The 24,543-nt window shown below is 59.5% G+C and carries 17 protein-coding genes and 4 pseudogenes; 8 read left to right on the top strand and 13 right to left on the bottom strand.

All coding sequences use genetic code 11. The features are described from left to right. Window positions 1-27 precede the first annotated feature (27 nt). On the top strand, window positions 28-393 hold the full coding sequence (locus ACVIGB_RS01405) for a LysR family transcriptional regulator (protein ID WP_456749073.1): 366 nt from the start codon (window positions 28-30) through the stop codon (window positions 391-393). On the opposite strand, the pseudogene ACVIGB_RS01400 reads toward ACVIGB_RS01405, so the two are convergent. The 8 genes and pseudogenes from ACVIGB_RS01400 to ACVIGB_RS01365 all read right to left on the bottom strand — a co-directional run. Further along, window positions 343-877, bottom strand: a pseudogene (locus ACVIGB_RS01400) (ATPase, T2SS/T4P/T4SS family); the annotation flags it as partial. The gene ACVIGB_RS01405 and the pseudogene ACVIGB_RS01400 sit on opposite strands and share 51 nt — an antisense overlap. Window positions 878-1,421: 544 nt before the next feature. After that, window positions 1,422-2,507 (bottom strand): dimethylsulfone monooxygenase SfnG, encoded by a 1,086-nt coding sequence (gene sfnG, locus ACVIGB_RS01395; protein WP_456717440.1) that lies wholly within the window; start codon window positions 2,505-2,507, stop codon window positions 1,422-1,424. Window positions 2,508-2,523: 16 nt separating this feature from the next. Beyond that, on the bottom strand, window positions 2,524-3,312 hold the full coding sequence (locus ACVIGB_RS01390) for an ABC transporter ATP-binding protein (protein ID WP_456717441.1): 789 nt from the start codon (window positions 3,310-3,312) through the stop codon (window positions 2,524-2,526). Between the two features lie 21 nt (window positions 3,313-3,333). Then, window positions 3,334-4,650 carry an ABC transporter substrate-binding protein gene (locus ACVIGB_RS01385; protein ID WP_456717442.1) on the bottom strand — a complete coding sequence of 439 codons (1,317 nt, stop codon included), beginning with the start codon at window positions 4,648-4,650 and terminating at the stop codon, window positions 3,334-3,336. A gap of 108 nt (window positions 4,651-4,758) precedes the next feature. Then, the gene (locus ACVIGB_RS01380; RefSeq protein WP_456717443.1) at window positions 4,759-5,826 is read right to left on the bottom strand and encodes a branched-chain amino acid ABC transporter permease; all 1,068 of its coding nucleotides are present in this window, start codon (window positions 5,824-5,826) and stop codon (window positions 4,759-4,761) included. A 3-nt stretch (window positions 5,827-5,829) separates the two neighbouring features. Continuing rightward, complete coding sequence (locus tag ACVIGB_RS01375) at window positions 5,830-6,711, bottom strand: branched-chain amino acid ABC transporter permease (RefSeq protein ID WP_456717444.1); 882 nt, start codon at window positions 6,709-6,711, stop codon at window positions 5,830-5,832. Window positions 6,712-6,718: 7 nt separating this feature from the next. Then, the gene (locus ACVIGB_RS01370; RefSeq protein ID WP_456717445.1) at window positions 6,719-7,489 is read right to left on the bottom strand and encodes an ABC transporter ATP-binding protein; all 771 of its coding nucleotides are present in this window, start codon (window positions 7,487-7,489) and stop codon (window positions 6,719-6,721) included. A 7-nt stretch (window positions 7,490-7,496) separates the two neighbouring features. After that, window positions 7,497-8,918, bottom strand: a complete 1,422-nt coding sequence (locus tag ACVIGB_RS01365) for an LLM class flavin-dependent oxidoreductase (protein ID WP_456717446.1) — start codon at window positions 8,916-8,918, stop codon at window positions 7,497-7,499. Window positions 8,919-9,422: 504 nt separating this feature from the next. Between ACVIGB_RS01365 and ACVIGB_RS01360 the strand changes: the two genes are divergently transcribed. From ACVIGB_RS01360 to ACVIGB_RS01335, 6 genes and pseudogenes are all read left to right on the top strand, one after another. Further along, window positions 9,423-10,646 (top strand): acyl-CoA dehydrogenase family protein, encoded by a 1,224-nt coding sequence (locus ACVIGB_RS01360; RefSeq protein WP_456717447.1) that lies wholly within the window; start codon window positions 9,423-9,425, stop codon window positions 10,644-10,646. 1,571 nt (window positions 10,647-12,217) lie between these two features. After that, window positions 12,218-12,694 carry an Lrp/AsnC family transcriptional regulator gene (locus ACVIGB_RS01355; RefSeq protein WP_456717448.1) on the top strand — a complete coding sequence of 159 codons (477 nt, stop codon included), beginning with the start codon at window positions 12,218-12,220 and terminating at the stop codon, window positions 12,692-12,694. Window positions 12,695-13,199: 505 nt separating this feature from the next. After that, window positions 13,200-13,508: pseudogene (locus tag ACVIGB_RS01350) on the top strand (transposase); the annotation flags it as partial. Between the two features lie 315 nt (window positions 13,509-13,823). Beyond that, window positions 13,824-14,044, top strand: a pseudogene (locus ACVIGB_RS01345) (transposase); the annotation flags it as partial. 192 nt (window positions 14,045-14,236) lie between these two features. After that, window positions 14,237-14,398 carry a Flp family type IVb pilin gene (locus ACVIGB_RS01340; protein ID WP_456717449.1) on the top strand — a complete coding sequence of 54 codons (162 nt, stop codon included), beginning with the start codon at window positions 14,237-14,239 and terminating at the stop codon, window positions 14,396-14,398. 409 nt (window positions 14,399-14,807) lie between these two features. Then, complete coding sequence (locus ACVIGB_RS01335) at window positions 14,808-17,528, top strand: EAL domain-containing protein (RefSeq protein WP_456717450.1); 2,721 nt, start codon at window positions 14,808-14,810, stop codon at window positions 17,526-17,528. A gap of 83 nt (window positions 17,529-17,611) precedes the next feature. Here ACVIGB_RS01335 and ACVIGB_RS01330 read toward each other — a convergent pair whose 3' ends face one another. Then, complete coding sequence (locus ACVIGB_RS01330) at window positions 17,612-17,818, bottom strand: hypothetical protein (protein ID WP_456717451.1); 207 nt, start codon at window positions 17,816-17,818, stop codon at window positions 17,612-17,614. Window positions 17,819-19,853: 2,035 nt separating this feature from the next. Further along, window positions 19,854-20,582, bottom strand: a complete 729-nt coding sequence (locus tag ACVIGB_RS01325; RefSeq protein ID WP_456717452.1) for a metallophosphoesterase family protein — start codon at window positions 20,580-20,582, stop codon at window positions 19,854-19,856. Between the two features lie 821 nt (window positions 20,583-21,403). On the opposite strand from ACVIGB_RS01325, the gene ACVIGB_RS01320 reads away from it, so the two are divergent. Beyond that, a complete protein-coding gene (locus ACVIGB_RS01320; protein ID WP_456717453.1) occupies window positions 21,404-21,589 on the top strand; it encodes a hypothetical protein in 186 nt (61 codons plus the stop codon). 249 nt (window positions 21,590-21,838) lie between these two features. Here the strand turns inward: ACVIGB_RS01320 and ACVIGB_RS01315 are convergent. The 3 genes and pseudogenes from ACVIGB_RS01315 to ACVIGB_RS01305 all read right to left on the bottom strand — a co-directional run bounded on the left by ACVIGB_RS01315 (window position 21,839) and on the right by ACVIGB_RS01305 (window position 24,402). Further along, window positions 21,839-22,125: pseudogene (locus ACVIGB_RS01315) on the bottom strand (Dabb family protein). A 1,322-nt stretch (window positions 22,126-23,447) separates the two neighbouring features. Further along, a complete protein-coding gene (locus tag ACVIGB_RS01310; protein ID WP_456717454.1) occupies window positions 23,448-23,726 on the bottom strand; it encodes a transposase in 279 nt (92 codons plus the stop codon). 16 nt (window positions 23,727-23,742) lie between these two features. Further along, a complete protein-coding gene (locus tag ACVIGB_RS01305) occupies window positions 23,743-24,402 on the bottom strand; it encodes a nitroreductase (RefSeq protein ID WP_456717455.1) in 660 nt (219 codons plus the stop codon). Between the last annotated feature and the right edge of the window lie 141 nt (window positions 24,403-24,543).

Below are 24,543 nucleotides of genomic sequence, written 5' to 3'. Positions count from 1 at the left end.
GCATTTAGAGGAGGTTGCGCTTCGACCGTGCCGGTGGAATTTCGAGGTCTACGCTGGGCGATCGTCGCATCCCAGCACCGAAGCCTCCGCCAAGCGGCAGAGACCCTCAGAGTTAAGCAGTCGACGCTGAGTCGCCGCCTGCGCAATCTCGAACAAAAGTTGGGCGGAGCTATCTTCGAGCGCACCAAGGGCGGCACGCGACCGACGATCGAAGGTCAGGAATTTCTCAATGACGACCAGCGCATCGTGGATGATACTGAGGCAATGACCGGTCACCTCCGGAGCCGCTGGCGCGGCGAGAGCGGTCGATTGAGCATCGGCGTCCACGCCTCATTTTCAGCCGGCAACCAGATTGGGCGCTCGACACTGCAGCTCGCGCGTGTCCTCGATTAGAACTACGCGATCGGCGGAGCCGGCGATTTCAGCGAGCAGGGCGTTGGTGAGAGTGGTCTTACCGGTCGAGGTGCCGCCGGCGACCAGGATGTTCTTGCGCGAAGCAACTGCAGCTCGAAGCGCCGTCGCTTGACCAGCGGTCATCGTCCCGGCGGCGACGTAAATATCGAGCGTGAACACCGCTACCGCAGGCTTGCGGATCGCAAAGGCAGGAGCCGCAACGACAGGCGGGAGCAGTCCCTCGAACCTCTCGCCCGTCTCGGGAAGCTCGGCTGAGACGCAAGGGCTGCCGGCATGGACCTCGGCGCCGACATGGTGCGCGACCAGCCGCACGATCCGCTCGCCATCGGGCGCGGACATGGTACGTCCGCTATCCTCCAGGCCGCCGGACAGCCGGCCGTCCGTCTGGATTGAGCATCACTTCGACGATGGACGGGTCTTCAGGGAACGCCGCTATTGCCGGGCCGAGCGCGGTGCGCAGCATGCGTGCGCCACGCGAGAATCTTTCCGAATGGATTAAAGTGCCCGCCACGATCGTCCCCGTCGAACGCCGATCGCAGCAAGCGGTCGGCGACATGGATGGATAGAAAAGGCAGGAAGCGGGTTAGTTCAACAAGTATTCAGCTGTCGTAGGGGGCCGCCGTAGAGCAGAGCAAAAATACTTGCCGTATCGAACGCGTGCTGATCGAACCTCTCGAGCTTGCCCGCCTAGCCGCATCAGATGACCCCAGCGGCTGCTCGGCTGGCCTGCGAAGCGCTCCAACGGCGATCCTCGGTTGGACAACTTGCTGAATGCGCGATTCAGTTCACCCAATCAGCGAACGAGAAACGTGCTTAGTTAGACCGTGCATCCATAAACCTGTTGGCGTGAGTCGATAAAGGCTACCCGCTAGTTAGCGGTCGAGCTCACCTGGCGTCGTTTCTCATGTGTCGAGTAAGCCACGGAAGTAACGATGCGCATCTGCTGATGGCTAGCCTAATGCGCTTTGCCGGAGCTCATTCCTTTTCCGCCACTCGATGACGCCTGTTCAAGCAGGTTCTGGCTCGTGGGCCCAGTGGGCTTTCGTCGTGTTCAAGAGCGGAATGACTTCACGGCCGAACGCCGGCAACTCGTCGGTAAAATTCAGGAAGGCGCAAAGGATCATGTCCACGCCGATGGCCTCATAGGCACTGATGCGCTCCGCAATCAGCTCCGGAGGACCGAACAAGCGAGTCTTGAAGCCGTCGTTGGGTTGGACCAGATTGGCATGGCTCGAATCCGCCCACATCCCGATCTTGTCCGCAGTCGATGCGCCGGCCTGCTGCACCTGCTCGGCGAAGGCCTGAACGATCTCGGGGTCGGCGCCTGCGACGATCGCCTCGAGCTGCTCGAGCGCTTCCCGCTCGGTCGGCCGCTGGATGATGAAGCCGTTGAGCCCGAACTTGACGGTGCGCCCTTCTGCCTTGGCGAGCGCCCGGACCTCGTCGATCTGCTGCTTGGCGCCCTCCACCGTGGTGCCATTGAGAAAATACCAGTCCGAATGTTTGGCGGCCATCCGGCGTGCTGCCTTGGAATTACCGCCCTGGAAAATCTCCGGATAGGGCTGCGAGATCGGCCTCGGTTTCAACCAGGCATCGTTGATGCTGTAGAAATCGCCCTTGAAGGTGAAACGGTCCTGTGTCCAGAGGCCCTTGAGCACCTGGATGAACTCTTCCGAGCGGCGGTAACGTTCGTCATGTTCAAGCCAGGGCTCGCCAAAGGCGCGAAACTCGTCCTTGAACCAACCGGTCAGGATATTGATGGCAAACCGCCCCTTGGAATAGACGTCGATCGTAGCACCAACCTTGGCGATCATCGCCGGATGCCAGAAGCCGGTGTGAATCGCGCTGATGAGCTTCAGCCGCTTGGTCTGGGCCGAGAGCACTGCTGTGCAGGTGATGGCCTCCTGCTGCAGCTCCCAGCCATGGCTGGCGATAAAGCGTGCCGGCGCCAGGCCATATTCGAAACCGAGCTCTTCGGCCTCGCGCGCGAGGGAGGCATTGTAGTCGAGCGTCCAATCGGTGCGCTGCGGAACGTTGCTGATGACGAAGCCGCCGCTGCCGAGTGGCATCCAATATCCGAAACGAATGGCCATGGCGTGGTGCTCCTGCTCAGACGACCGGGGTTTGAAGGGGCGCCGCCGCCGCTCCGGCCGTCGTGGCGCCGAGATAAAATTCCGCGACGTCGTCCCGTCCGGCGAGTTCGGCCGCCGTGCCCGACGCGGCGACCCTACCGTTTTCGAGAACGTAACCGTGATCGGCAAACTGAAGGACGAGATGAGTGTTCTGCTCGGCCAGCAGAAAGCTGACCCCCTCGGTCCTATTAAGATCGCCGATAATGTGGAAGATCTCCTCCACGATGATCGGGGCAAGCCCCATCGAGGGTTCGTCAAGCAGCACGAGAGTAGGATGCGTCATCAGCGCGCGCCCGATTGCGACCATCTGCTGCTCGCCGCCCGAGGTCAGGCCACAACGCGCGCTGCGACGTTGCCTAAGCCGTGGAAACCAGGTGTAGACGCGGTCGAGATCGTCGGCGAGCGCGCGACGGCTAGGCCGACGCAGAAACCCTCCACTGAGCAGGTTCTCCTCGACTGTGAGTTGGGGAAAGACATGACGGCCTTCGAGAACCTGGACTACGCCCCTGGCGACGAGATCGGCCGGATCAAGCTCGCTGGTCACCTCGCCGCGCCACGTGATCGCGCCACGGCTCAAATGGCCGCGCTCGGATCCAAGCAGATTGGAGATTGCTTTGAGGGTTGTGGTTTTCCCGGCGCCATTGGCGCCTAGAAGAGCAACGATTGAGCCCTGTTTGACCCTGAGCGACACGCCGCGCAGGGCCAGGATCGCCTGACCGTAGAGGACCTCGATGTTATCGACGTCGAGGAATGGAGAGGTGGTCATGGCGATCCCTCGGGTGGCAGATCAGTTGGTCGCGTCGCGCGGCGTGATGCCCTTTTCCCTGGCGTAGGCGGCGGCGCGCTCATAGATCAGCGGCAGCAACAGGTCTCGGTCGGACTTCACCCAGCCGTTCGACACCACGTTCCACTTCTCGCCGTCCCACTGCAGTACCTTGCCGGCACCACCACCCTCGTGGTCCTTGGCCGAGAGCTTCAGCGGCTGCTGCAGGCCCGTGGCGCCGATTTCCGAAAGACGCTTCTCGGATAGGTCGAGATGCTCGAGGCCCCACTGCGCCTCCTCGCCATTGATTGGCCGCACGCCAAAATGCGCCTGCGCCGTCCGGATCGCCTCGACCGCGATGATCGCCTCGTCGACGCCGGAATTGTAGTAGACCGAGCCGAAGCTTTTGGGATCCTTGAGATCGCTCAGCCCCTTGTCGAGGATGTACTTCTTGAGCTTCTGATGGATCTCGAAATTGGCACCCGCAGGGAACGGCGTGATCGCCAGGTAGCCCTTGCCAACCGCGCCAGCCGGGCGGACGTCCTCCTCGGAGCCCGACCAGATGCCGCCAATGATATGATCGACAGGGAAGCCTACTTTGGCGGCGGTCTTGATTGCGACCGGCGTCATCACACCCCAGCCGCGCAGGAACACCCAGTCGGGCTTGAGCTGGCGGATCTTGGCCCATTGCGCCGACTGTTCGTTGCCGGGATGCGGCACCGGAATCTGGATGTCTTCGAAACCGTAGGTCTTGGCAAGATGGGCGAGCGGGACCTGAGTTTCCTTGCCGTAGGGTGAATCGTGATAAACGGTCGCGATCTTGAGGCCCTTCAGCTTGTCCTTGCCGCCGACCTTCTCCGCAATGAAGTTGACCGCTGAAGAGGCCTCGCTCCAGAAGCTGAAGACGACGGGAAAACTGTAGGGGAAGACGCGCCCGTCGATAGCCTCCGTGCGGCCATAAGCAATCGTGACCAGCGGAATTTTGTCGGCCACCGATTTCTCGGTCAACGCCTTCGAGATTGGATCACCGTGCGGCAGAAAGATCGGTACCGGCGATCCATTCTTGCCCGCTTTGACGCGTTCATAGCATTCGACGCCCTTCTCGACCTCCCAATTGGTCTCGCACTCGTCCCAGACGAGCTTGATTCCGTTGATGCCGCCTTCCACCTCGTTGATGTAGCGAAAATAGTCGATCTCGCCCGCCCAGACCGGAATGCCGCTCGACGCATAGGCCCCGACCCGGAAGGTCGCGAGCGGGAAGTATTGCGTTCTTGCTTCCTCCGCCGAGGCGCTGGCGGCCGCCGCCAGGGCGAGCGCGGCCAGCCCAATCGCCTTGCTCATGATTTGCTTCTGTTTCCACAAAGACATCTGCTTACCTCCATTTCATTGCAGAATTCATGTTTGACCATACGCGTGGTCACGCCCACGGGTGACGATTCTCGTTCCTTGCTAACGGTTGATCCTCGATGCCAGCTGCGCCCACGCCCGCGGCAGCAAAGCTGCGAGGCCTCGCGGCTCCTTGATCAAAAACCAGACGATCAGCGCACCGAACAGCGCCTTCTGGAAGTTTTCGAGCTGTCCGGGATCGACCGCGCCACCGAACACCGCACCACCGAAATGATCGAGCAAGATCGGCACGAAGATCATGAAGGCGGCACCGAGAAAATTGCCACGGATGCTGCCCATGCCACCGATGATGATCGCAAACATCACCTGGAACGACCGATCCAGATTGAAGCTGCGCGCATCTACCGTGCCCAGATAGGCAAAGGCCCAGAGCGCTCCGGCAATCCCGATCACCAGCGAGCTCACGAAGAACGCCTTCAGCTTCCCGGCGGATACGGGCACGCCAATCACCGAGGCTGCGGTGTCCATGTCGCGGATCGCCATCCAGGCCCGGCCGGTCTGGCTGCGAGCCAGCCGCGCCGCAACGGCCGTCACGACCACGACGGTGGTGAGTGTCAGGAGATAGCGACCGGTCGGGCTCGAGAGATCATGGCCGAGGAACGCGAGCCGCGGCGCCGAGATCGAGCTCGAGGTCGAGTAGTTCGAGAACCAGCCATATTGATTGAACAGCCATTCGAGCAGGAACTGGGTCGCCAGCGTCGATGCGACGAGGTAGAAGCCCTTGATCCGCAGGCTCGGAAGCCCCGCGACGACCCCCACAAGCCCGGAAATGATACCCCCGAGCAGCAGGCTGACCGGCAGCGGCAGCTCCGGCAGTCGCAGCAGCAGATTGTAGGTCGCATACGCGCCGACCGACATGAACCCGCCACTGCCGAGCGAGGCCTGTCCCGCATAGCCCATCAGCAGGTTCAACCCCAGCGCCGTGAGCGACATGATCAGGAACGGGATCAGGACGGCGTTGAGCCAGTAATCGTTCGCCACCAGCGGAATGCCCGCGAGTGCGGCGAGCAACACCACAACCGAGCCTGCGCGCAGCCGGTCGCGCGCGCTCTGCGCGGTCTCGTGCGACGGGTTGAACCCTTCGATGGCTTCCGTGCCAATCGTCGACATGCGTCAAATCCTTTCGATCGGCGCTTCGCCGAACAGACCAGCCGGCCGGATCAGGAGAAAGGCGACCGCCAACACATAGGAAAACCAGGTCGAGACACTGCCTCCCAACAGGCTTCCGAGATAGATTTCCGCCAGGCTGTCGCCGGCGCCCACGACCAGGCCGCCGACGATCGCGCCCGTGATCGAGGTAAATCCACCGATGATGAGCACCGGCAGCGCCTTCAGCACCACGAGAGTCAGCGCGAACTGCACGCCCTGGCGTGCGCCCCACAGCAGACCCGCAACCAGCGACACGAAGCCGGCAACACCCCAAACGATCTGCCACAGCGTTTGCAACCGGATCCCGATCGAGAGTGCAGCCTGCGGATCATCGGCGATCGCTCGCAGCGCGATCCCGACACGGGTCTTGTTGAAGAAGATCGAGAGCGCGACCACGAGAATCCCGGCGGTGCCTGCTGCGATGAGGTCGAACTGGCTGACCTGAACCCCGCCGATCTCGATCGGTGTATCAACGATGCCGAGATCGAGCTCGTGCACGCTCGCACCCATCGCGATCTGCGCGAGGCCCTCTATCACGAAGGACACTCCGAGCGTGGCCATGAACAGGGTGATCTGCGGGCGATTGACCAGCGGCCGCAACACGACGCGCTCGACGGCGATCGCGATCAGAACCATCACCGCCAGCGTGATCAGCGCCGCCAGCCAGAAGTCAATTCCCTTGTCGCGCAGCGTCACAAAAGTGAGTGCCGCGCACAATACCATCGACCCCTGCGCGAAGTTGAAAACGCCGGAGGCCTTGAAGACCAGCACGAAGCCGATTGCGACCAGCGAGTACATGACGCCCGCGAGCAGGCCGCCGACCAGCGTTTCGATGAAGAAGCTCATCTCGACCTCAATGCGCCGTGCCCAGATAGGCCGAGATCACGTCCGGATTCTTGCGCACCTCTTCCGGAGAGCCGTCCCCAACCTTCCGGCCGTAGTCGAGCACGACCACGTGATGCGAGAGCCCCATCACGACACTCATGTCGTGCTCGATGAGCACGATGGTGGTGCCGAGGCTTGCATTGGTCTCCAGGATCAGGCGGCTCATCACGTGCTTCTCATCCTGGTTCATCCCAGCCATCGGCTCGTCGAGCAGCAGCAGGCTCGGGCGGCCGACCAGAGCGCGCGCGAGATCGACCCGTTTCTGAACGCCATAGGGAAACGTTGCCACCACTGTGTCGCGATGCCTGGTCAGGTCTAGGAACGCGATGATCTCGTCCGCCTGGCGCTTGAACTCGCGGGTCTCGCGCCGATCCCGGCCAACGCCAAAGGCGTGCTCGAGGAGCGTCGTTCGGGAATGCCTGATCAGTCCGGCCAGCACATTGTCGAGAACGCTGAGATGCCGGAACAGCTCGTTATGCTGGAAAGTCCGGCCGACGCCCAGATGCGCCGCATGCGCCGGGCGGATCCGGATGAACTGCTCGCCATTGAACGTGACGCTGCCGCTGTCGGCCCGATACACCCCGTTGATGATGTTGAGCAGCGAGCTCTTGCCGGCCCCGTTCGGACCGATCAGCGCGCAGATCTCGCCACGCGCGACCTCGAAGCTCAGCGCGTTGAGCGCCTTGATGCCCTGAAACGACAGGGACACGTCGCGGAGTTGCAGGATCGGTCCCGACATTCGCGCCTCAGGCCTCGACCGGCTGTCGCCCGGCCACACCGGCCGCCTGGGCGGCGCTCCGCTTGACCGCCTCGATATCACGATAGGCCGCGGCAGGATGGCTCGACGGCAGATATGGCCCCTCGCCGAACAGCTTCTCGCGCAGCGTCCCCGGACGATAGCCTGTCGGATAGACGCCGCGCTTCTGTAGCTCCGGCACCAGCAGATTGACCACGTCCTCGAAGGTCTCAGGCGTCACCGCATAGGCGAGGTTGAAGCCGTCGACGTCGGTCTCCTCGACCCATTCCTGCAGGATGTCGGCAATTGTCGACGGCGAGCCGACAAACACCGGCCCGAGGCCGCCAATGCCGCCCCAGCGCGCCAGCTCCTCAATGGTCCAGGACTTGCTGCCGCTCGCGAGATGATCGACCACGGACACGATCGCATTGGTCTCGACCTTCTTGACTAGATCGGTCGGCGCATATTGTCCGAAATCGATGCCGCTCCAGCCGGACATGAACACCAGCGCACCGTCATAGGAGGCGTATTGCTGGTACTCCTTGAACTTGGCCACCGCCTTTGCGTCGGTTTCGTCGACAATCACCGTGACCAGATTGTAGGTCAGGATCATGCTTGGATCGCGGCCGGCTTCGGCCGCCTGCCGCCGCACCTCGGCTACGTAGGATTTCAGAACCTGCTTGATCGGCGCGGCGACGAAGACGCATTCGGCATGCTGGGCTGCAAACGCCTTGCCCGGCCCGGACGCGCCCGCTTGGTAGAGTACCGGCGTCCGCTGCGGCGACGGCTCGCAGAGATGATAGCCCGGCACGTCGAAGTATTTTCCTTTGTGGCCGATCTCGTGAACCTTCGACGGATCAGTGAAGATCCGCTTCCCGGCATCGCGCAAGACGGCGCCCTCCTCCCAGCTTCCCTCGAGCAGCTTGTAGAGTACCTCGACATACTCGGTCGCCACTTCATACCGGTTGTCATGACGGCGTAATCCGCCCTGGCCGATATTCTTCGCTCCACTCTCCAGATACGATGTCACGATGTTCCAGCCGACGCGCCCCTTGCTGTGGTGATCCGCGGTGGAGAGCCTGCGGGCGAACGTGTAGGGATGCTCGAATGACGTCGACGCGGTGATGCCGATGCCGAGATGCTCGGTTGCGAGTGCAATCGGCGCCACCAGCTGCAGGGGATCGTTGACCGGGACTTGCGCCGCCTGCTCGAGCGCATGGAACAGGGAGTTCTTGTAAACGTCATAATAGCCGATGACATCGGCGATGAAGATGCCGTCGAAAATTCCGCGTTCCAGCGTTCGTCCAAGATCCTGCCAATAGTCGAGGTCCTTGTACTTGTAGGAGCGATCCCGGGGGTGCGCCCAGACACCGGGAGATTGATGGCCGACACAATTCATGTCGAACGCGTTGAACCGAATGTGCCGGGCCATTCACACCTCTCCGTTGTCTCGCGCGCTGCGATACCCTTGTTTCCTTCGAAGGATATCTGGCCACAACAGACGATCGATGGTCCATTGCGTTTATCGGCATTTTTCAATGCGCATTTTTTGCCGCAGCCAATTGCGAGATGAGAAAATCTCTCTCGACGCCTTCCCGTTCGTCCTTATCGTGCCGAGTTCAATAGCGCTCTCGATCTGGGCCACGACAACGAACCGCCTCGAAGCATTCGCATCGCGATACGGTCCGCTGCATCGCGGGTCGCTTCGGAGAATATTTCCTCTCGAATTGATCATCGTTACCTTCATCTCGACTTCCTTCATCCAAGAGTGCGTGGCAAGGCCACACATTCAGACACATATGGCAGGCAGATTTTTCTTCGTACGATACGCTGCTCCGAACATTCGTCTTCGATCCAACGCAAATTCAGTCTGGCTCTCAGCGGAAAGCAGACTATTCTTCGACGCAACACGATTGATCTCAAGACGAGCGGACCGATGACCATTCACGTTGCGAACCCCACGAAAAGGGATGACGAGCTGCAAGCGCGATTTGGTCCGGTCTTCGAGAAGATCGCCGCGGGTGCGGTGGCGCGCGAGCGAAACCGCACGCTGCCATTCGATGAGATCAGGCTATTGAAAGAGGCAGGCTTCGGCGCCTTGCGTGTACCGGTCGAATTCGGCGGGCTCGGCGCCACACTGCGTCAGACGTTCGACCTGCTTATCGAGCTTGCGGCCGCCGATTCCAACCTGCCGCAGGCTCTGAGGGCCCACCTCAACTTTGTCGAGGACTTGCGATTGAACAACGATGAGGCGGTCAAGGCGCGGTGGCTCGGCGCCATCGCAAACGGCGCGGTGATCGGCGTCGCAGTGACCGAACCAGGCGTGGGCGCTGTCGATCGCTACCAGACCGTCGTGGCGTCGCAGGGAACCGAGCTTCGGCTCAATGGTACAAAATATTACACGACTGGCACCCTTTATGCCGATCACTTGGTTGTCGCGGCCGATCAAGACGGCCGACGCGTTACGGTTCTTGTCGACAGCAACCAGCCTGGCGTCGATGTTCAGGACGACTGGGATGGCTTCGGCCAAAAACTAACAGCCAGCGGCACGGCCAAATTCAAGGATGTAGCGGTCGCTCCGGACCGCATTCTCGGCCCCGGATATGGAACGGAAGGCCGCGTCTTCGGAACCGCCCACGTTCAATTGATCCTGCTCGCGACCCTTGCCGGAATCGCGAAACGTGCCGCCACCGATACGACCGAATGGATCAAGGCACGAACCCGCACTTTTACCCATGCTGTCGCCGACCTGCCGCGGAATGATCCCCTCGTACAGCAGGTCATCGGGCAGCTTTTCAGCGCGGCATTCGGCGCGCGGGCGACTGTCCTCGCTGCGGTCGACGAGCTCGCGCGGACCCTCGACGGTCGCCACCAAGACCCTCAGCAACTCGATGCTTCCGAGCTTGCAGCGGCTCAGGCTCAGGTGGTCGTCATCAAGCTAGTTCTCGATGCCGTGACAGCGCTTTTCGAGGTAGGCGGCGCCTCTCTCAGCTCGGAGAAACTCGCGATCGACCGGCACTGGCGCAACGCACGGACTATCGCTTCCCACAATCCCCTGATCTTCAAGCTCCGCGCAATCGGCGCACATGAGCTGAATGGCGAGGCACTTCCATATGCATGGAGTGCCGGCGTCCGTGCGGCACGACAACATAGCCCCTAGCACGCCGTGTTGTCGGCAACGTCATGCAGCGCCCGAGATGCACCCGGGCAAGGAGCCTCGATGGCGTGCCGGTTCCGCTCGGGCCCTCACGGGCCGACGTTGCGCAGCAGCCGCGCTATCGATCTGGCGCAAGATTGGAATGAGGACTCGTCCGCCACTGCCTGCCAGCGCGTACCGGCGCGGCGCCGTTCGGCAAGACCACGATGTCGGAGAAGGGACGTGGCGACAATTTGCTCGCCGGGATCACGCGCAACCCTTGCATTTGCCGCACGCCGGGTTCGCCTCACCTGTTTCTTTTCGTCGCTTGACTGCGGCGGTATTCGATAACTGGCGTTGAAATGCACCGGAAGACGATCGTCACATGCAGGATTTGAGAGCGCCGTCTGGCTCACAGTGGTGGTCGATCGGCCGCTTGACAGGACACAAGCAAACGTTTGTCGCTGCTCATGGCATCCCCGTGGTGGCGAGATCGACTACGTCGGCCGGCTTAAATGATCGGCACTGACGGAGCGGCACGAGCATGCAGCCCATTCAGATTGAACTGATTCAGAACCCCTCCACGCTAGCGCTGACCTGTCCCGATTGCGGGACCTGTCGGCTCAATTGTTGCGACGGGCCAGTTGCGCTGCAACCGAGGTTCGGCGCCAGATCGACAGTGTCAAACTGACCATTGCGCCCGGGCGACCTGGATCGGCGGCCCGCAGACAGGGCCAACTATCGCGTCCCTCCATTGCATTTGATTGCGCGGACGAGGGCAGACCGCCTCCCCGCGCTGCCAAAGCGCTTCGGATTGGCGAGCCGATGCGAGCGCTGATTCGAATCGAGCAAGCGAATGCGTTAGCAACCGATCGAGGCGCCCTCTTGTTGCTTCGTCTGGCGAGAGTGTTTTCGCACGATCGCGCTCTGATCACACCAACGCGCAACAGCCTAAAGCGGTCATCCGGGCTGCTCACCAGGACGCCGGGTCGGGCTGCACTCTGAGCGAACATGAACGCCGCCCATCACTTGGCAAATCGTTTTGCCGGACGAATGATAGCTAAGCGCCCGCCCTTAATTGCAGCAGCAATCAATTGCAGTGCGACCGTCGGCCGCCGTGAATGAAAGATCTAACGTGTCGATTACGGCAGCATAAGAATGAAAATCTCCAAAACTAGAAGACGGCAGCAAGATGTAACTACACCGGCACGGACGCCCTACTGAGCTGGTTGGCATCCTCGGCCAATCGCCTTCGTAGGGCCGGCGCCGAACATTTTCGTCTCGCGCGCCCCTCGATATTCGGGAAAGTGCATTTATTCTCCGCGGTGCCTATTCATAAAGCAACCAATCAGTTACTCGGGATCCGCCGCCCCCACGCTCGCGCCAACTGTTACTTCCAACCAAGATGGCAGAGGTAATCTGATCGCGGGCAGAATAAGAGCGCATGAACCGGTCGCGCCAAGGTATGGGCGAGCGGATCACGAGGCGGGGCTGGCGCGAGGGTCGCTAGGCGCGCTGATCGCGGTCATACACTTGTAGTCTCTGCATCACACGAGCATTTTGCGGCGAAAGTCACCTCAAGGGGTGGGGAACCAATGCGATACGACCGAATAGACGCCCGCATCCTCGAGATTGTGCAAAAGAACAACCGGCTAACTTCCGAGCAAATTGGTGAAATGGCCGGACTTTCCGCTACTGCCTGTCAACGACGACTGAAGAGGCTCCGGTCGCAAGGCCTCATCGAGGCCGATGTCTCGATCGTTTCGCCTAAGGCGGTCGGAAGGCCTATTCAAGTGCTCACGTTAGTGACCTTGGAAAAGGAAAATGCGTATGTAATTGATCGGTTTAAGAAGGCCATTAAATCGTCAGCCGACGTCGTTAGTGGATTCTACGTCACCGGCGATGCTGATTTTGTCCTATACGTCACCGCTCGTACGATGGAAGAATATGAGGAGTTCACCCGTCACTTCTTCTGTGAGAACAGGAATATCAAGGCCTTCAAGACAATGGTCATAATGGATCGTGTAAAGGCGGGCTTTGCCGTGCCGGTTGAAGCCCCGGCTGGGGATTGACGAGGCTCTGATCTGTCTCAGCCCCGCGAATCGCCCAGCAAATTTAAACGGCTCCAGTGGTGGAGCGCACGGCCTTCACACAACCAGTACCGCCAAGTCGACAGGACTCGGCGACAACCTCAAGCGCGCTTCGACCACGCAAGCCGCTGCGCGGCGTGAGATCCAGGCACGTTTACTTCGACGGGAGGGCGCCGCTCTTGATGTGCGCCGCAACCGTGCCGCCGACTCTGGCGCGCGGGCTTGCGATCTGATGTGGAGACGCCGGCATTCCCCCGAGCGTCAGCCGCGCGACGGGCCGTAGTGGGACTAAGTCGGAAGCGCGGTAGCGCGTAGCGCCAAATCCGCCGAACAGGGAGACGGCCGCCGCTGCGATCGACAATCGGTCCACCATTGGACTCCTTTCTTAAATGCATCTCTTAAATGCATCGTCTACAATGGCCGTATCTCGTCTCCCGCTTCAATGATGGGCGAGTGCTGCGGACTCCTCGTTCCCCTGTGCTGGCGCCGCTTTACTAGATGCCGTAATGGGCCGGCCTTCGCGAGCCTAGCCAGGTCGGGTGAGACCGACCGAGACGGAGGCGTCAGCAAGGTCGGCGACGCCATGGTGCGGACCGCGCTCTTTGAAGCGGCGCATATCATGCTGACGCGTGCGACACGCTTCTCGAGCCTGAAGCGCTGGGCACTCAAGGTTGCGCGACGGCGGGGCATGAAGCGCGCCAAAGTGGCCCTTGCTCGCAAGTTGGGCGTTGTGTTGCATCGCATGTGGGTGGACGCGACCGAGTTCCGCTGGAGTCAGCCCGCGGCGACCGCATAGGAGGTAGAGCAAGTTTGGGGAGCGGTCGAAAACGGCATCGCTTCTACAGAGGTCCCGTCGCCGGGACGAGGGCTTGGCAAGGTCGGGAGTAGTGCTGTGAATGCTGCGGCAGATCACGCGTCCTAGATTGACCTGCCGGCTCTGGATCTGATGGCATGATGTGGCGGTCTTTGTGCTGACCACGGACAGTAGCATGATCCTGGCGATGAGATTTGTTCAGAGGGACTTGACGAACAAAGGCCCATTCCAGAAGCCACTACATTGGCAGAATGTCGGTTTTGCCGTGCTTTATAGGATTCCCGAATCAATATTTCAATGACTCATGGGTGGTCGGCTCTTGGAGGGCTGACCATGGCGGAATGGGAAGACGAACTCGAACGCTGGCTGAAGCCGTTCCTGGATCGGTTGGGTCATAAAACCGACGGCGGATGTGCCCTCTGTATGTTGCGGGATTGATCGGTCCTGGCGATCGCAAGAGCGTTCAGCCGATGGAGGAGTGCCTTGCCACGGGCAACTACGACCAGCTGCACCATTTCTGAGGCCAAACCATTGCGGCGACGTCTCTGTCCATTGAGACGTTCACCGTGATTCTTGCAGAGCGCGCGTATATTGGTGCGTTTCGTACAAAATGTTCGCGCTCACAACGGACGCAATCTCGAATCAGATTCTGCCGATTTTAACAAATTGCCCGCAAACTCCTGAACGCCAACCTTGGAAGGGCACGCACGATGAAAACGCTAGTACGCTTTCTACGCGATGAGTCTGGAGCGACGGCCATAGAATATGGGCTGATAGCGGCAGGTATTTCAGTGGCGATCATCGCGGCCGTGAATGGGCTCGGCGTTAAGCTCAGCGCGAAATTTGCTACGATCAGCGGCTCTTTGAAATAGCCAGACACCGCCTCTGCTGCTCTCCGCTTTCCCGCCCCACATGCAAGAACGAGCCCAGTCGGGGCAAGCTGCGGCCGGCCGAACTTCGTGGCACTTGAGAAGCAGTGCGGCGAGGAGTGAACGGAACCGTCTCGATGCAGCTACTCCGAAGTTCTTATGTCTTAGCGAAAGACTTTGGATGACTCTTTTCGTCTGCAGGTTTGCCCGTCAATCGAAAGTCGCCCCGGCGGCCATTCGGTCCGTGGCCACTTGGTTTGGGCGCCTTGTCCCGCCTCGAGGCTCGATCCGAATCGCGATCTTGTTATTTTGTCTCGCAATGACCGCGATTGCAGCGAGCCTTGGAGGGTATTCAGTCCTTGGTATCCGGCACGCAGGGGACCTCGTTACCCGAACCTTCGATCAGTCTCTGATGTCGATTAACTACGCGCGCGCAGCCGGTGCCGATTTTGCTGCGATGCGCGTAGCGTCTTCACGACTACGCGTCACAAGAGACCCGGCGGCCCGTGTCCGCGATGATGATCAACTCGGCAAGCTGGCGAAGACACTTGCGGAGGATGTGACCATAGCGGCTGAACGGTCGCAATCGGCGCAAGCTGCGCAGGCCGCCGCCAAGGTCAAAGAGGCAGCAAACGCCTGGCTCGCGCTTCATCGCCGCCCGCTTCAAGCCTCTGCTGATGACGGTCGGGACGATGAAACTGGCACTCGGGACATCGACGATGTCGACAAACTTTCCGACGCCGTAAATCAGCAGATTGAACTGCTGGTGAACTATACGGCGGAAGATGGCTTTCTATTCCGTCAGCGAGCGCTTGCTACGATCAAACGGGATCTGCAACTTAATATAGCAGGGCTGACCATTGCGCTGCTTCTGTCCGGGCTCTTTTCATGGCTATTGGCGCGCCGAATCATCGGGCCTGTAGCCGTTGCGTCCAAGGCGGCGAGGAGCATTGCCGATGGCGACTTGAACACGGACATTCCCACAGGCGGCAGTGATGAGTTGGGTTCGCTGCTCGCGGCCATGAGGAAGATGCGGGACAACATCAGGGAGATGGTTGACCGAGAGGTGGCGCAACGACGGTCCGCGCAGGCGCGGCTTTCCGACGCGCTCGAAAACTCTCAAGAAGGTGTCGTGCTGTTGGACGCGAACGGACAGATCGCATTGGCCAATTCCCGAGCGAGCGAATTCATCCGCTGCTCCTCGCGGCTCGTTGATTCGAGTGTTGCGCAAATCGAGCGGGAGCCGTGCCACGGGTCAACCGCAGCGGCAATCACTCGCCAAGAGGCCGTTGACGACGCCGAAGCGGCGCCGAGCGAAACCCGCCTCCCCGATGGACGCTGGTTGCGCGTCAGCCGCAGTCCGACTCAGGAGGGGGGCGTCATCCTCGTCTATAGCGATATCACCGGCTTGAAGCAGCAGGAAGCCGAGTTGGAAGCGACAAACCTGAGACTGGACGCGGCGCTGACGCACATGTCTCAGGGGCTCTGCCTCTACGACCGTGATGCACGGCTGCAAGTCGTGAACCGGCGCTTCTGCGAGATCTATGGTCTTTCGCTCGAGCTCGTATTCCAGGGCATCACTTTCGAGGACGTGCTCGGTCTGAGCGTTGCGGCTGGAAATCATGGTGGCCAGACGGTGGCCGATCTGCTGGGGGAGTGGGTAACATTTTTGGCTCGCCACGACACCGGCAACTATCTCCAGCGCCTCAGCGACGGACGCGTCATCTCGATCGCGCATCGTTCCACGTCGGATGGCGGCTGGCTCAGCAGTTGCGAAGACGTGACGGAACAACAGAGAGCGCAATCCCAAATTATCTTCATGGCGCGCCATGATGCTTTGACCCGACTGCCAAATCGCTCATTGTTCACCGAGCGCATTGAACAGGCCGTTGCGGAAGCCGGCCGGGGCTCTGGCTTTGCGGTGTTCTGCCTGGATTTGGATAATTTCAAACAGATCAACGACACCTTGGGCCACCCGATCGGTGATAGGCTGCTCTGTGCGGTCGCCGAGCGATTGAGCGCGTGCGTCCGCGAAGTCGATACCGTTGCCCGTTTGGGCGGCGACGAGTTTGCGATCATACAATCTGATATCAGCAACGCTGAAGACGCGGAATGTCTCGCACGCCGCGTCGTCGAATGCATTGGAGCTCCTTATGAACTAAACGGGCATCGTCTTATGGTCGGCTGCAGCGTCGGAATTTCGCTCGCGCCAAGTGACGGCACAACAAGCGAAAAGCTGCTGAAAAACGCCGATATGGCGTTGTACCGATCCAAGACAGACGGCAGGGGAACATGGCGGTTTTTTGAGCCGGCGATGGACGCAAGTCTGCAGAGCCGCCGGGCACTCGAACTCGATCTGCGCGAGGCCATGGACAAGGACGAGTTCACTCTGTTCTATCAACCGATTTATGACTTGCGGAAGGACCGGATCAGCGGCTTCGAAGCATTGTTGCGCTGGCGTCATCCGGAACGGGGGCTGGTGCCCCCCGACCAATTCATTCCCATCGCAGAAGACATTGGTCTCATTACGCAACTCGGTGCATGGGTCTTGAATCGCGTCTGCGAGCAGGCGGTCATGTGGCCGGACGAGATCAAAGTGGCTGTCAATGTGTCCGGAGTTCAATTTCGTGACCCGAACTTTGCTACGCGCATCGCAGGCGCACTAGCTGCATCACGGCTGTCTCCCCGCCGACTTGAACTCGAGATCACCGAAACTGTTCTGCTTTCGAACAGCGTCGAGACGATTGCAACACTGCACAAGCTGAAGGCGCAAGGGTTGCGCATCGCTTTAGACGATTTTGGGACCGGCTATTCGTCGTTGAGCTATCTGCGCAGCTTTCCCTTTGACAAGCTCAAGATTGACCAGACATTCGTCCGTGACACAGCGGCGACACCTGGATCGAAAATAATCGTAAGAGCCATTACAAGCCTGGCAAAAAGCCTCGGTATGACGACGACGGCAGAGGGGGTTGAGACGATGGAGCAGTTGAACCAGATGAAGGCGGAAGGCTGCGACGAAGTGCAGGGATTCCTATTCAGCCGCCCGGTCCCAGCCACCGAGATCGCATCAACGATTCTCACTCTGAGAAGCGGCCTCCCGAGACGTCACTCGAGCCGGGCGATAGCCAGCTGACAAGGTCATTTGCAATACTGGTTTGCATCTGTACGTCAACCGCGGCTATCGTTCCATGGACCACGCGACCGTCCGACATATCGTCAGCCCGACGACGGTGATTGAAGACTCGCGATCAGCATGAACAACTTATCTTCATTCGTAATCTGCACCGGCCGAATCGCGGCCTGACGCGAGGCTAGGACGTTCCGATTGACGCGACCAAGCTTCAGCTTCAACTTTGCCAGGCCGATAAACTCGTCCACTTGCCGCCGAAGGTCGTCCGCGACCATTGGCGGCTGGTTCGTCATGGTGGAAACCGCGGTCCATCTGTGCTCGGGGCTGAGCGCCTTGGCGGTTGCGTGGCGGTTGGCGCCGTCGACAAAGAGCGCGATCTTGCCTCAGGGTAACATTGCTGCTCTGACTTTCAAAATTGGCGCGCGAGGCCGCGCAGGCTAGACAAGGAGCTTGGGGGCTTTTTTAAGGTTTGTGACTTGCCTTTGATAGTTCGCGGGTGACGTCCAATTTTTCACAGTTGACCGCATGAGAGATACGGGCGTCGGCGAAGAAGTGCCAATCAGCGTTGCGATTGGCGCGAGACCATTGGGCCCAGAGATACGAGAGACGGATTCGCCGCCCCGAGGGCCCTCACTCCATAGAGAGCGCTACCGTCTTGTCTGGCCATAACACAGAGACAAGGAGATGGTTTCATTTTCCCCTCGTTACGGCTCGGCGCTCTTGCCCAGCGCACTCCGCCCACGCTTAACCCGTTCGATTGTGTTGCGTAAGGCGATTTCGGAGAGCAGTACAACCAGAGCTTTGAGGCGGACAATTTCCTGCTTGCAGCGCCTCAATTCGCGCTGTTCGGCTGTCTCCGATACCTCAGGGCGGCTGCTGTTACTGTCTGCCATGATCCGTAATGAGATACCTTGATTCGGGGGGTTGCGCTCCGACGAACACAGTACGCAGCGGACGGACAAACTTGTTGCCTACCTCAACGTGTCACCTCGGCTTGGCAGTTCATTGCCTCTTCCACCGAGATTGCCGACTGAACGAGGCATAAGCGCTTGAAACCAGCTTGTTGGAGCTGTATCCATTTTCTTGGAGGGATTGGCGTTGATCGATCTGCAACACGCCGCTCATCATGCGAATCAAGCCTTGGACGTCGAAGCGCACCAGCGTCTGGGTTACGCCCGAGCGGCGCAATCCCCGGACAGGCGAAAGTAGTCATGTGCACTGGGAGCACATGCGCATTCAGAGCACCACCGACAACACGGACCCCGCACAATGCTGTCTGAACGCCCTGAAATGTCACCGCTTGAACGTACCCAAAGAGAGGCTCTCGGATCTAGACGCTCCTTTGACCAGCCGACGCAATTCCTCGATACGGATCCTGTGCGCGTTGCCGCGAAACAGCACGACTGATTGATGGGTCGAAAAATGTGTCCCCCCACGAAACCGAAGCATCGCCCCGGTGATTAGACCAGCATCTGATTGCCGACCCCGAAGGGCCGTCCTTCACCTCCTCGCGCAGGGCGCATGGCGTGGGGCGGGCAATGAACGCGCCGAAAGGGCTTGTGATCCGTTGTATACGAACGCCTCGCGATCTCCATTGAGCGTGCATTCCAAGCAGAGCATCATCATGCGCGGAGTCATCGCGTTGGCGATTGCAATCGCCGCCGTCTCGTCTGTTCATCGTCAGCCGCACGGGGTGCTCCCGACCGCTCCTATGCCGCCTGTCAACGTTCCCTAATAGTACCTTCTCATGCGCCGAAAGTGGCCGAGCGACGCCTTCGGTTTGCATGTGAACATCATCGATCTTGCTGGAGAGAAGAATTTCTGAGCGAGGTTCGGAAGGCGGCTTCGCTGCGAGACCTTTTTGATCTCTGGTCTCGGCGGGCGCCGATTATTTCTGACCGTTCGCGCGCAAGAGTTCATATCGACTGCCATGAACAGGGAGCCACCACACCCCGGGTAAAGTCCATTTTTGCGGCATATGGTGCGGCGCGCGCTGGGATCGCGCAGCGTATGAGTTCTATTTGGCGCGTTCGGATCTGGGCTCTGGATCAATTCACTAAGAATCGAAATGCCAAACGGTCCTCGCGTGGCCGAGAAGGGGGTCACACCATGCTCGGTGATCCGACTTTCGCAGAGCCGATTTCGGCCGCCGGATCGACAGTGCCAAGCATACGCCGGTCCAAGGACTCACCAGTCCTAACCCGGCACCAAGCCGAGCCCTGGGCGGTCTCGACTTGGTCGCCTTGCGTCAGACGTCACGGCATTGAATCTGACCGTTTATCTCGACCATCGCCTGTTACCTAGAGAGCCCGGCCCTATCGCTCCTACCTAGCTCGCCTGCAGGCACCTCCGAGCGTCACGCTCCAACACAAGGCAGCTCAAGCGACCGCTCGCAAAAGCACCCGTATCTATGTTAATTCGGTTGGCACGTATCTCGGGCTGAGTGACAGGATTGTGCCCGTGAATGACAATCTTACCAAAGTCCGCGTTGCTGTTGAGGAACTCGTCGCGGATCCAGAGCAAATCGGTAGGTCGCTGCCATTCGAGTGGGATGCCCGGCCGCACGCCAGCGTGGCATAGAAAATATCTGCCGACCGAGATCGAAAGCTTCAATGATGCGAGAAACGCACTATGCTCATCGGGGAATGCGGCACGAAAGGCGTAAGACACCCGCTCGATTCCCTTTCCGACCATGAGCGTGCCGACTGCTACGCCATAGGACTGAATCGTCTCCAGCCCACCCCAGCGTCTCCAGTCGGCACCGATCTCCGGGTCCATCAGGAACAGCTGCAGCATTTCCTCATGATTGCCTTTGAGCGGGATGTACGGGGTGGGAAACACGTTTCGCGCAAGCCGCTCGAGGACGCCCCGCGAATCCGGACCCCGGTCCACGTAATCGCCTAACGTCACCGTGAGCGCTTCGGCGACAGGGCGCTCGGCAAGATCCTGTCTGATGAGATCGGCAATCCTATCGAGCAAATCCGAACGACCGTGGATGTCGCCCACGACATAAACCCTGACATCGTCGGCTAATGTAACAGAACCATCGCCTACCATCGCTCTCTCGCACTTCCGACCCCGCTGCCGCGGAGAGTGCGAGGCGGTTGGCATAACGAATTGACGTTCGAGCCGAACCGGTATTGCTCCACCTGTATTTTCCCCAAGACGCGAACGCGACCTGCGTCCTCGCAGTCAGTCCGATATTCTTTGACGCCTCACCAAACGCTCGGCGGCGAAGCGCACCTATGATCCACCAGGCCTTGATTCTTGCTGATCGGCCTCGAAACGCCACATGCGTTTCACCGCATGCTGGAAACCTCCTCGCCGCCCTGACAAAATGCTAAATGAAGCGGCAGCTTATTTTTGAAGTCCCAATCAGCACTCGCTTCGCACAGATTTACCCGCGACCGACAGCTTTCTCTGACTGCAAGAGGGTTACGCAGATTCGGCAGCATTGGTCGTGCAAAGACAGCACAAATTTTACGAAAAGCGCTCCGGCTCAGTAGGGTGTGTCTTCCCGGCACCAGATCTGTTCGTTATGAACAAAGAATATGTTGTACCGTTGTCAGTTCCAGAGCGAGCATTCTTTCGCTTTGCTCCCGGCGGAAATTGTCAACCTCTCTCTGCGGCGTGCCTTATGATTCTGGCTTTCGCAGCATTGGCGCGTCGCGGAAATCATCCGGTAAGGCAGGACGGCGACGGGGGATGAGTAGAGAAGGCACGAAGCAGGTTAGTTCAACAAGTATTCAGTTGTCGTAGGAGGCCGGCGTAGAGTGGAGAAAAAGTAGTTGCTGTATCGAAGACCTGCTGATCAAACCCCTGACGACAACTTTCTGCACGGGGAATGTGGCACACGCGTATTCGGCTGACGCTGAGCCTTGCACACATTGGCACGCCGCGGATTTTCCCCTTTCAACTTTCTCGATGACCGCGGCACTCTGGCCAACCCCGCGCGCTACCAGGAGCGCCTAACGGAGGCGCTGGACGTCGGCAACGCCACCGGCAAGCGCGTCGCCGACCTCCATCTGTTTAAGACCGTCAACGATTCTTTAGGCCATCCGTAAGCCTCCGGTGGAGCCTCACCGGCCCGCATCCCTATAGCTCAATCAATCATTTTGAGGATGATGTATCCGCCCCATCCGCGTTGCCGTGATCCCGCGACTGCCTGCCTGCTGCGCGGATTGGCTCTGCGGCACGGAAATTGTCAATCGGCCCTTCAATTGGGGAGTATTGACAATTTGCAGCCGCTCTACGAACCCGTGAGTTCGAATCGGTGCGGCCTATTGCTGCCGTCAAGGTGAAACCGGATCCGCCTATACGTTGTAGTCGGCTGCGAACCGCAGCTTCCGGAGTGGTCGTACCCGCTTGATCGATTTCTCGCATAGATCATGGGCCTTATAAGCGGCGAGTTCGGTCTCGTTATCGAACTCTCCGTAGACGATTACGTCTATGTCGTTCCCGAACTGGTCCGCCTTCCGGTTGCGTGCGACTTCCAACCGGCGCGCATGCGGAATGGTGGTGAGTATCGAAAGGCCTTCGACGATCTTGCCGATGTCGGACCTGTCTCCTTGCAGATGTAGAAGACGATGTGACGAATCATGGAAGGCCTTGGGATTGTGTACGAGGGTGGAGCAGCCCAAACTTGGGATCGGATCCGCGTTACCCATCCATAGTGCCCTGTGCTGTGTCGCGCAACGAGCGCCGTTACATCTGACAGCTCAGCGAAGCGGCAATAGAATAGTCGGAGGCGCCTCGAAGATTGAAATTCTTCAGGGGGCGGCGCCAGAACGCAGGATTTGACCGGCATAGTCCGATCAACGCATATAAAGAGATCAACAATCCATTATCGTGGAAGAATCTTGACGACGCGCTCTGATGTAGCGCTCTGGATCGCCAAGGAGGCGCATATTCGATTGCGCCTAGTACCCAAGCATGTCGCGAGAATGTAGACAGACGCCGTTCGCCTGGGCGCTGCGCGTTGGCGGCCGGCAATGCAAGAGGCAGGTCTCATCACCAACGCCGACAGGAGGCGAGAATGTTCAACAACTCCCATCCGTCCCGCAGCAACTCGACTAAGTGCTGCGCCATGTGCCGCGGAAATTTTGGCCTAATCCGCCATTATTGTTGGCGAACAGCCCTTTGCTCAAAGAAATGCCTGGATCAGTTCAAGGCTCGCCGGGAGGCTGATCAAAGATGGCTTCGTCGGACATTAGCGGCGCAGGTCGTGGCACCACGTTATCCTTCGGAATACGAAAGCAGACAGCAAACGCTAGCCGATGATTGCAGCTCTTTGAATCTGGTACCCCAACGTATAGCACGTAGGTACTAAAGTGGCCGGGAAGTCAGCAATAGTCAACGATTTCAATGCTTACAGGACAAAGAAGCATGCTCCGGCAGAGCGGTCCACCAGTGAGGGGATCGATCGCGGTCGATGATACGATAGTGCAGTTCTATCGCTACTGGCTGACTCTTGGCTCGATCCAGATGCATTGGTTGAATCTGCTCAGGTCACCGTTGCGTTGAAATTAAGATGGGTCTTCGCGTTGCAGTACACATCGCCCTAAACGCGAAGCAGTGCTTGGCGCGGTATCCGTCCGGTGAAGACCGGTGAAGCCTCACCGGATGGTTACGGCCATCCCATTGGGTGATTGCCTGCTTCGCCAGGTGGCCGAGCCCCTCTGCGGGACGGTGGCCGGCAACAACCTTGCAGCGCGGCTCCGGCCGCGGCAAATTTGCGGTGCTCCTTGCCGCGGCCGCCTCGCCCACGAAGCAAGCGACTTTGCTGCCCTGCTCATTCGCACATGCGAACTTGAGAGTGGTGACGTCGCCCTGGCGGCGATCCCGATTGGGAAGATGACGATTGGCATAGCCAATGGACCACGTTTTTTAACGGGGGTTAAGCCTCCAATAATCAAACGGCCGCTACCCTCCCAGCCGCAGTCCATGCGCAGCCGCTCGTTCTATCGCTGCAAACGCGCGCGTTTCTCTGCCGCGTGGTCCACCGACGGCAGCGTCGCCTGCGTTGTAGGGCGCCGCGTCGCCGCTCGGCTCCAGCCGTGCCCCTCGCTGCTCCACCCACCACCGCAGCACGGAATCGCGCAGCCCAAGCGGCTTCGCCACCGATCCGACCGAGCGCCCACTCGATGCTACGAGATCGACCGCTTGCCGCTTGTAGTCATCCGTAAACGACCGAAACGACATCCCGATTGGGCTCAAATCAACTAAAGCCGCGCAAGACGGTCCAATCGGAAATCGGATCTCGCCTGGTTCTAAGTGTGTTGATCGGATCTTCGTCTGCAAAGCCCAAGGCCATCCCGCAGAAGACCAATTCCTCAGCGGACAATCCGAGCAATTCCGTCAGGGTCTTTGGGTAGCGCGACCAGTATTCCTGCGTACAGGTCGAGAGTCCTTCTTCGACGGCAAGTAGCATCACCGTCTGGATGAAGATACCGAGGTCCGCCCACTGCGGCGAGCCCAGCCTTCGGTCGAGACAGAAAAACAGGCCGACCGGCGCACCGAACAGCTGCCCGTTTCGAGTCAGTTGTCGCATCCGACCAGCGCGATCTTCCCTCGGAATGCCCATCACCGCATAGAGATCCTCTCCGTACTCCCAGCGCCGGCGCCGATAGGGATCCCACAGCGAGTTTGGGTAAATCTGGTATTCTGGAGGCTCCCCAATGGGATTTGCGCTAACGCGCCTCTTTAGTTCGTCGAGCGGACCACCCGTGAGCGCGTAGACACGCCATGGCTGAAGATTCCCTCCCGAAGGTGAGCGTCGGGCTTTCTCCAACAGCGTGACTACGCACTTTTCGGACACCGGATCGGGCTTGAAGGAACGGACCGAAATGCGCCGCTCGATGGCTTCGGAAACATTCATACGACTAACTAATATTTGGGGTGGATTGAAATTGGCCAGGAGCGTGAGTGACAATTACCATGAAAATTGTGCCAAGACTCTTTGGCAAGGCTCCTGGTCGAGGCAGGCAAGTGAACGGATTGCAGGTCAATTCACAATCAA

The sequence above is a fragment of the Bradyrhizobium sp. USDA 4341 genome (assembly GCF_054063755.1).
This window is presented reverse-complemented; position numbering and strand designations above follow the sequence as displayed.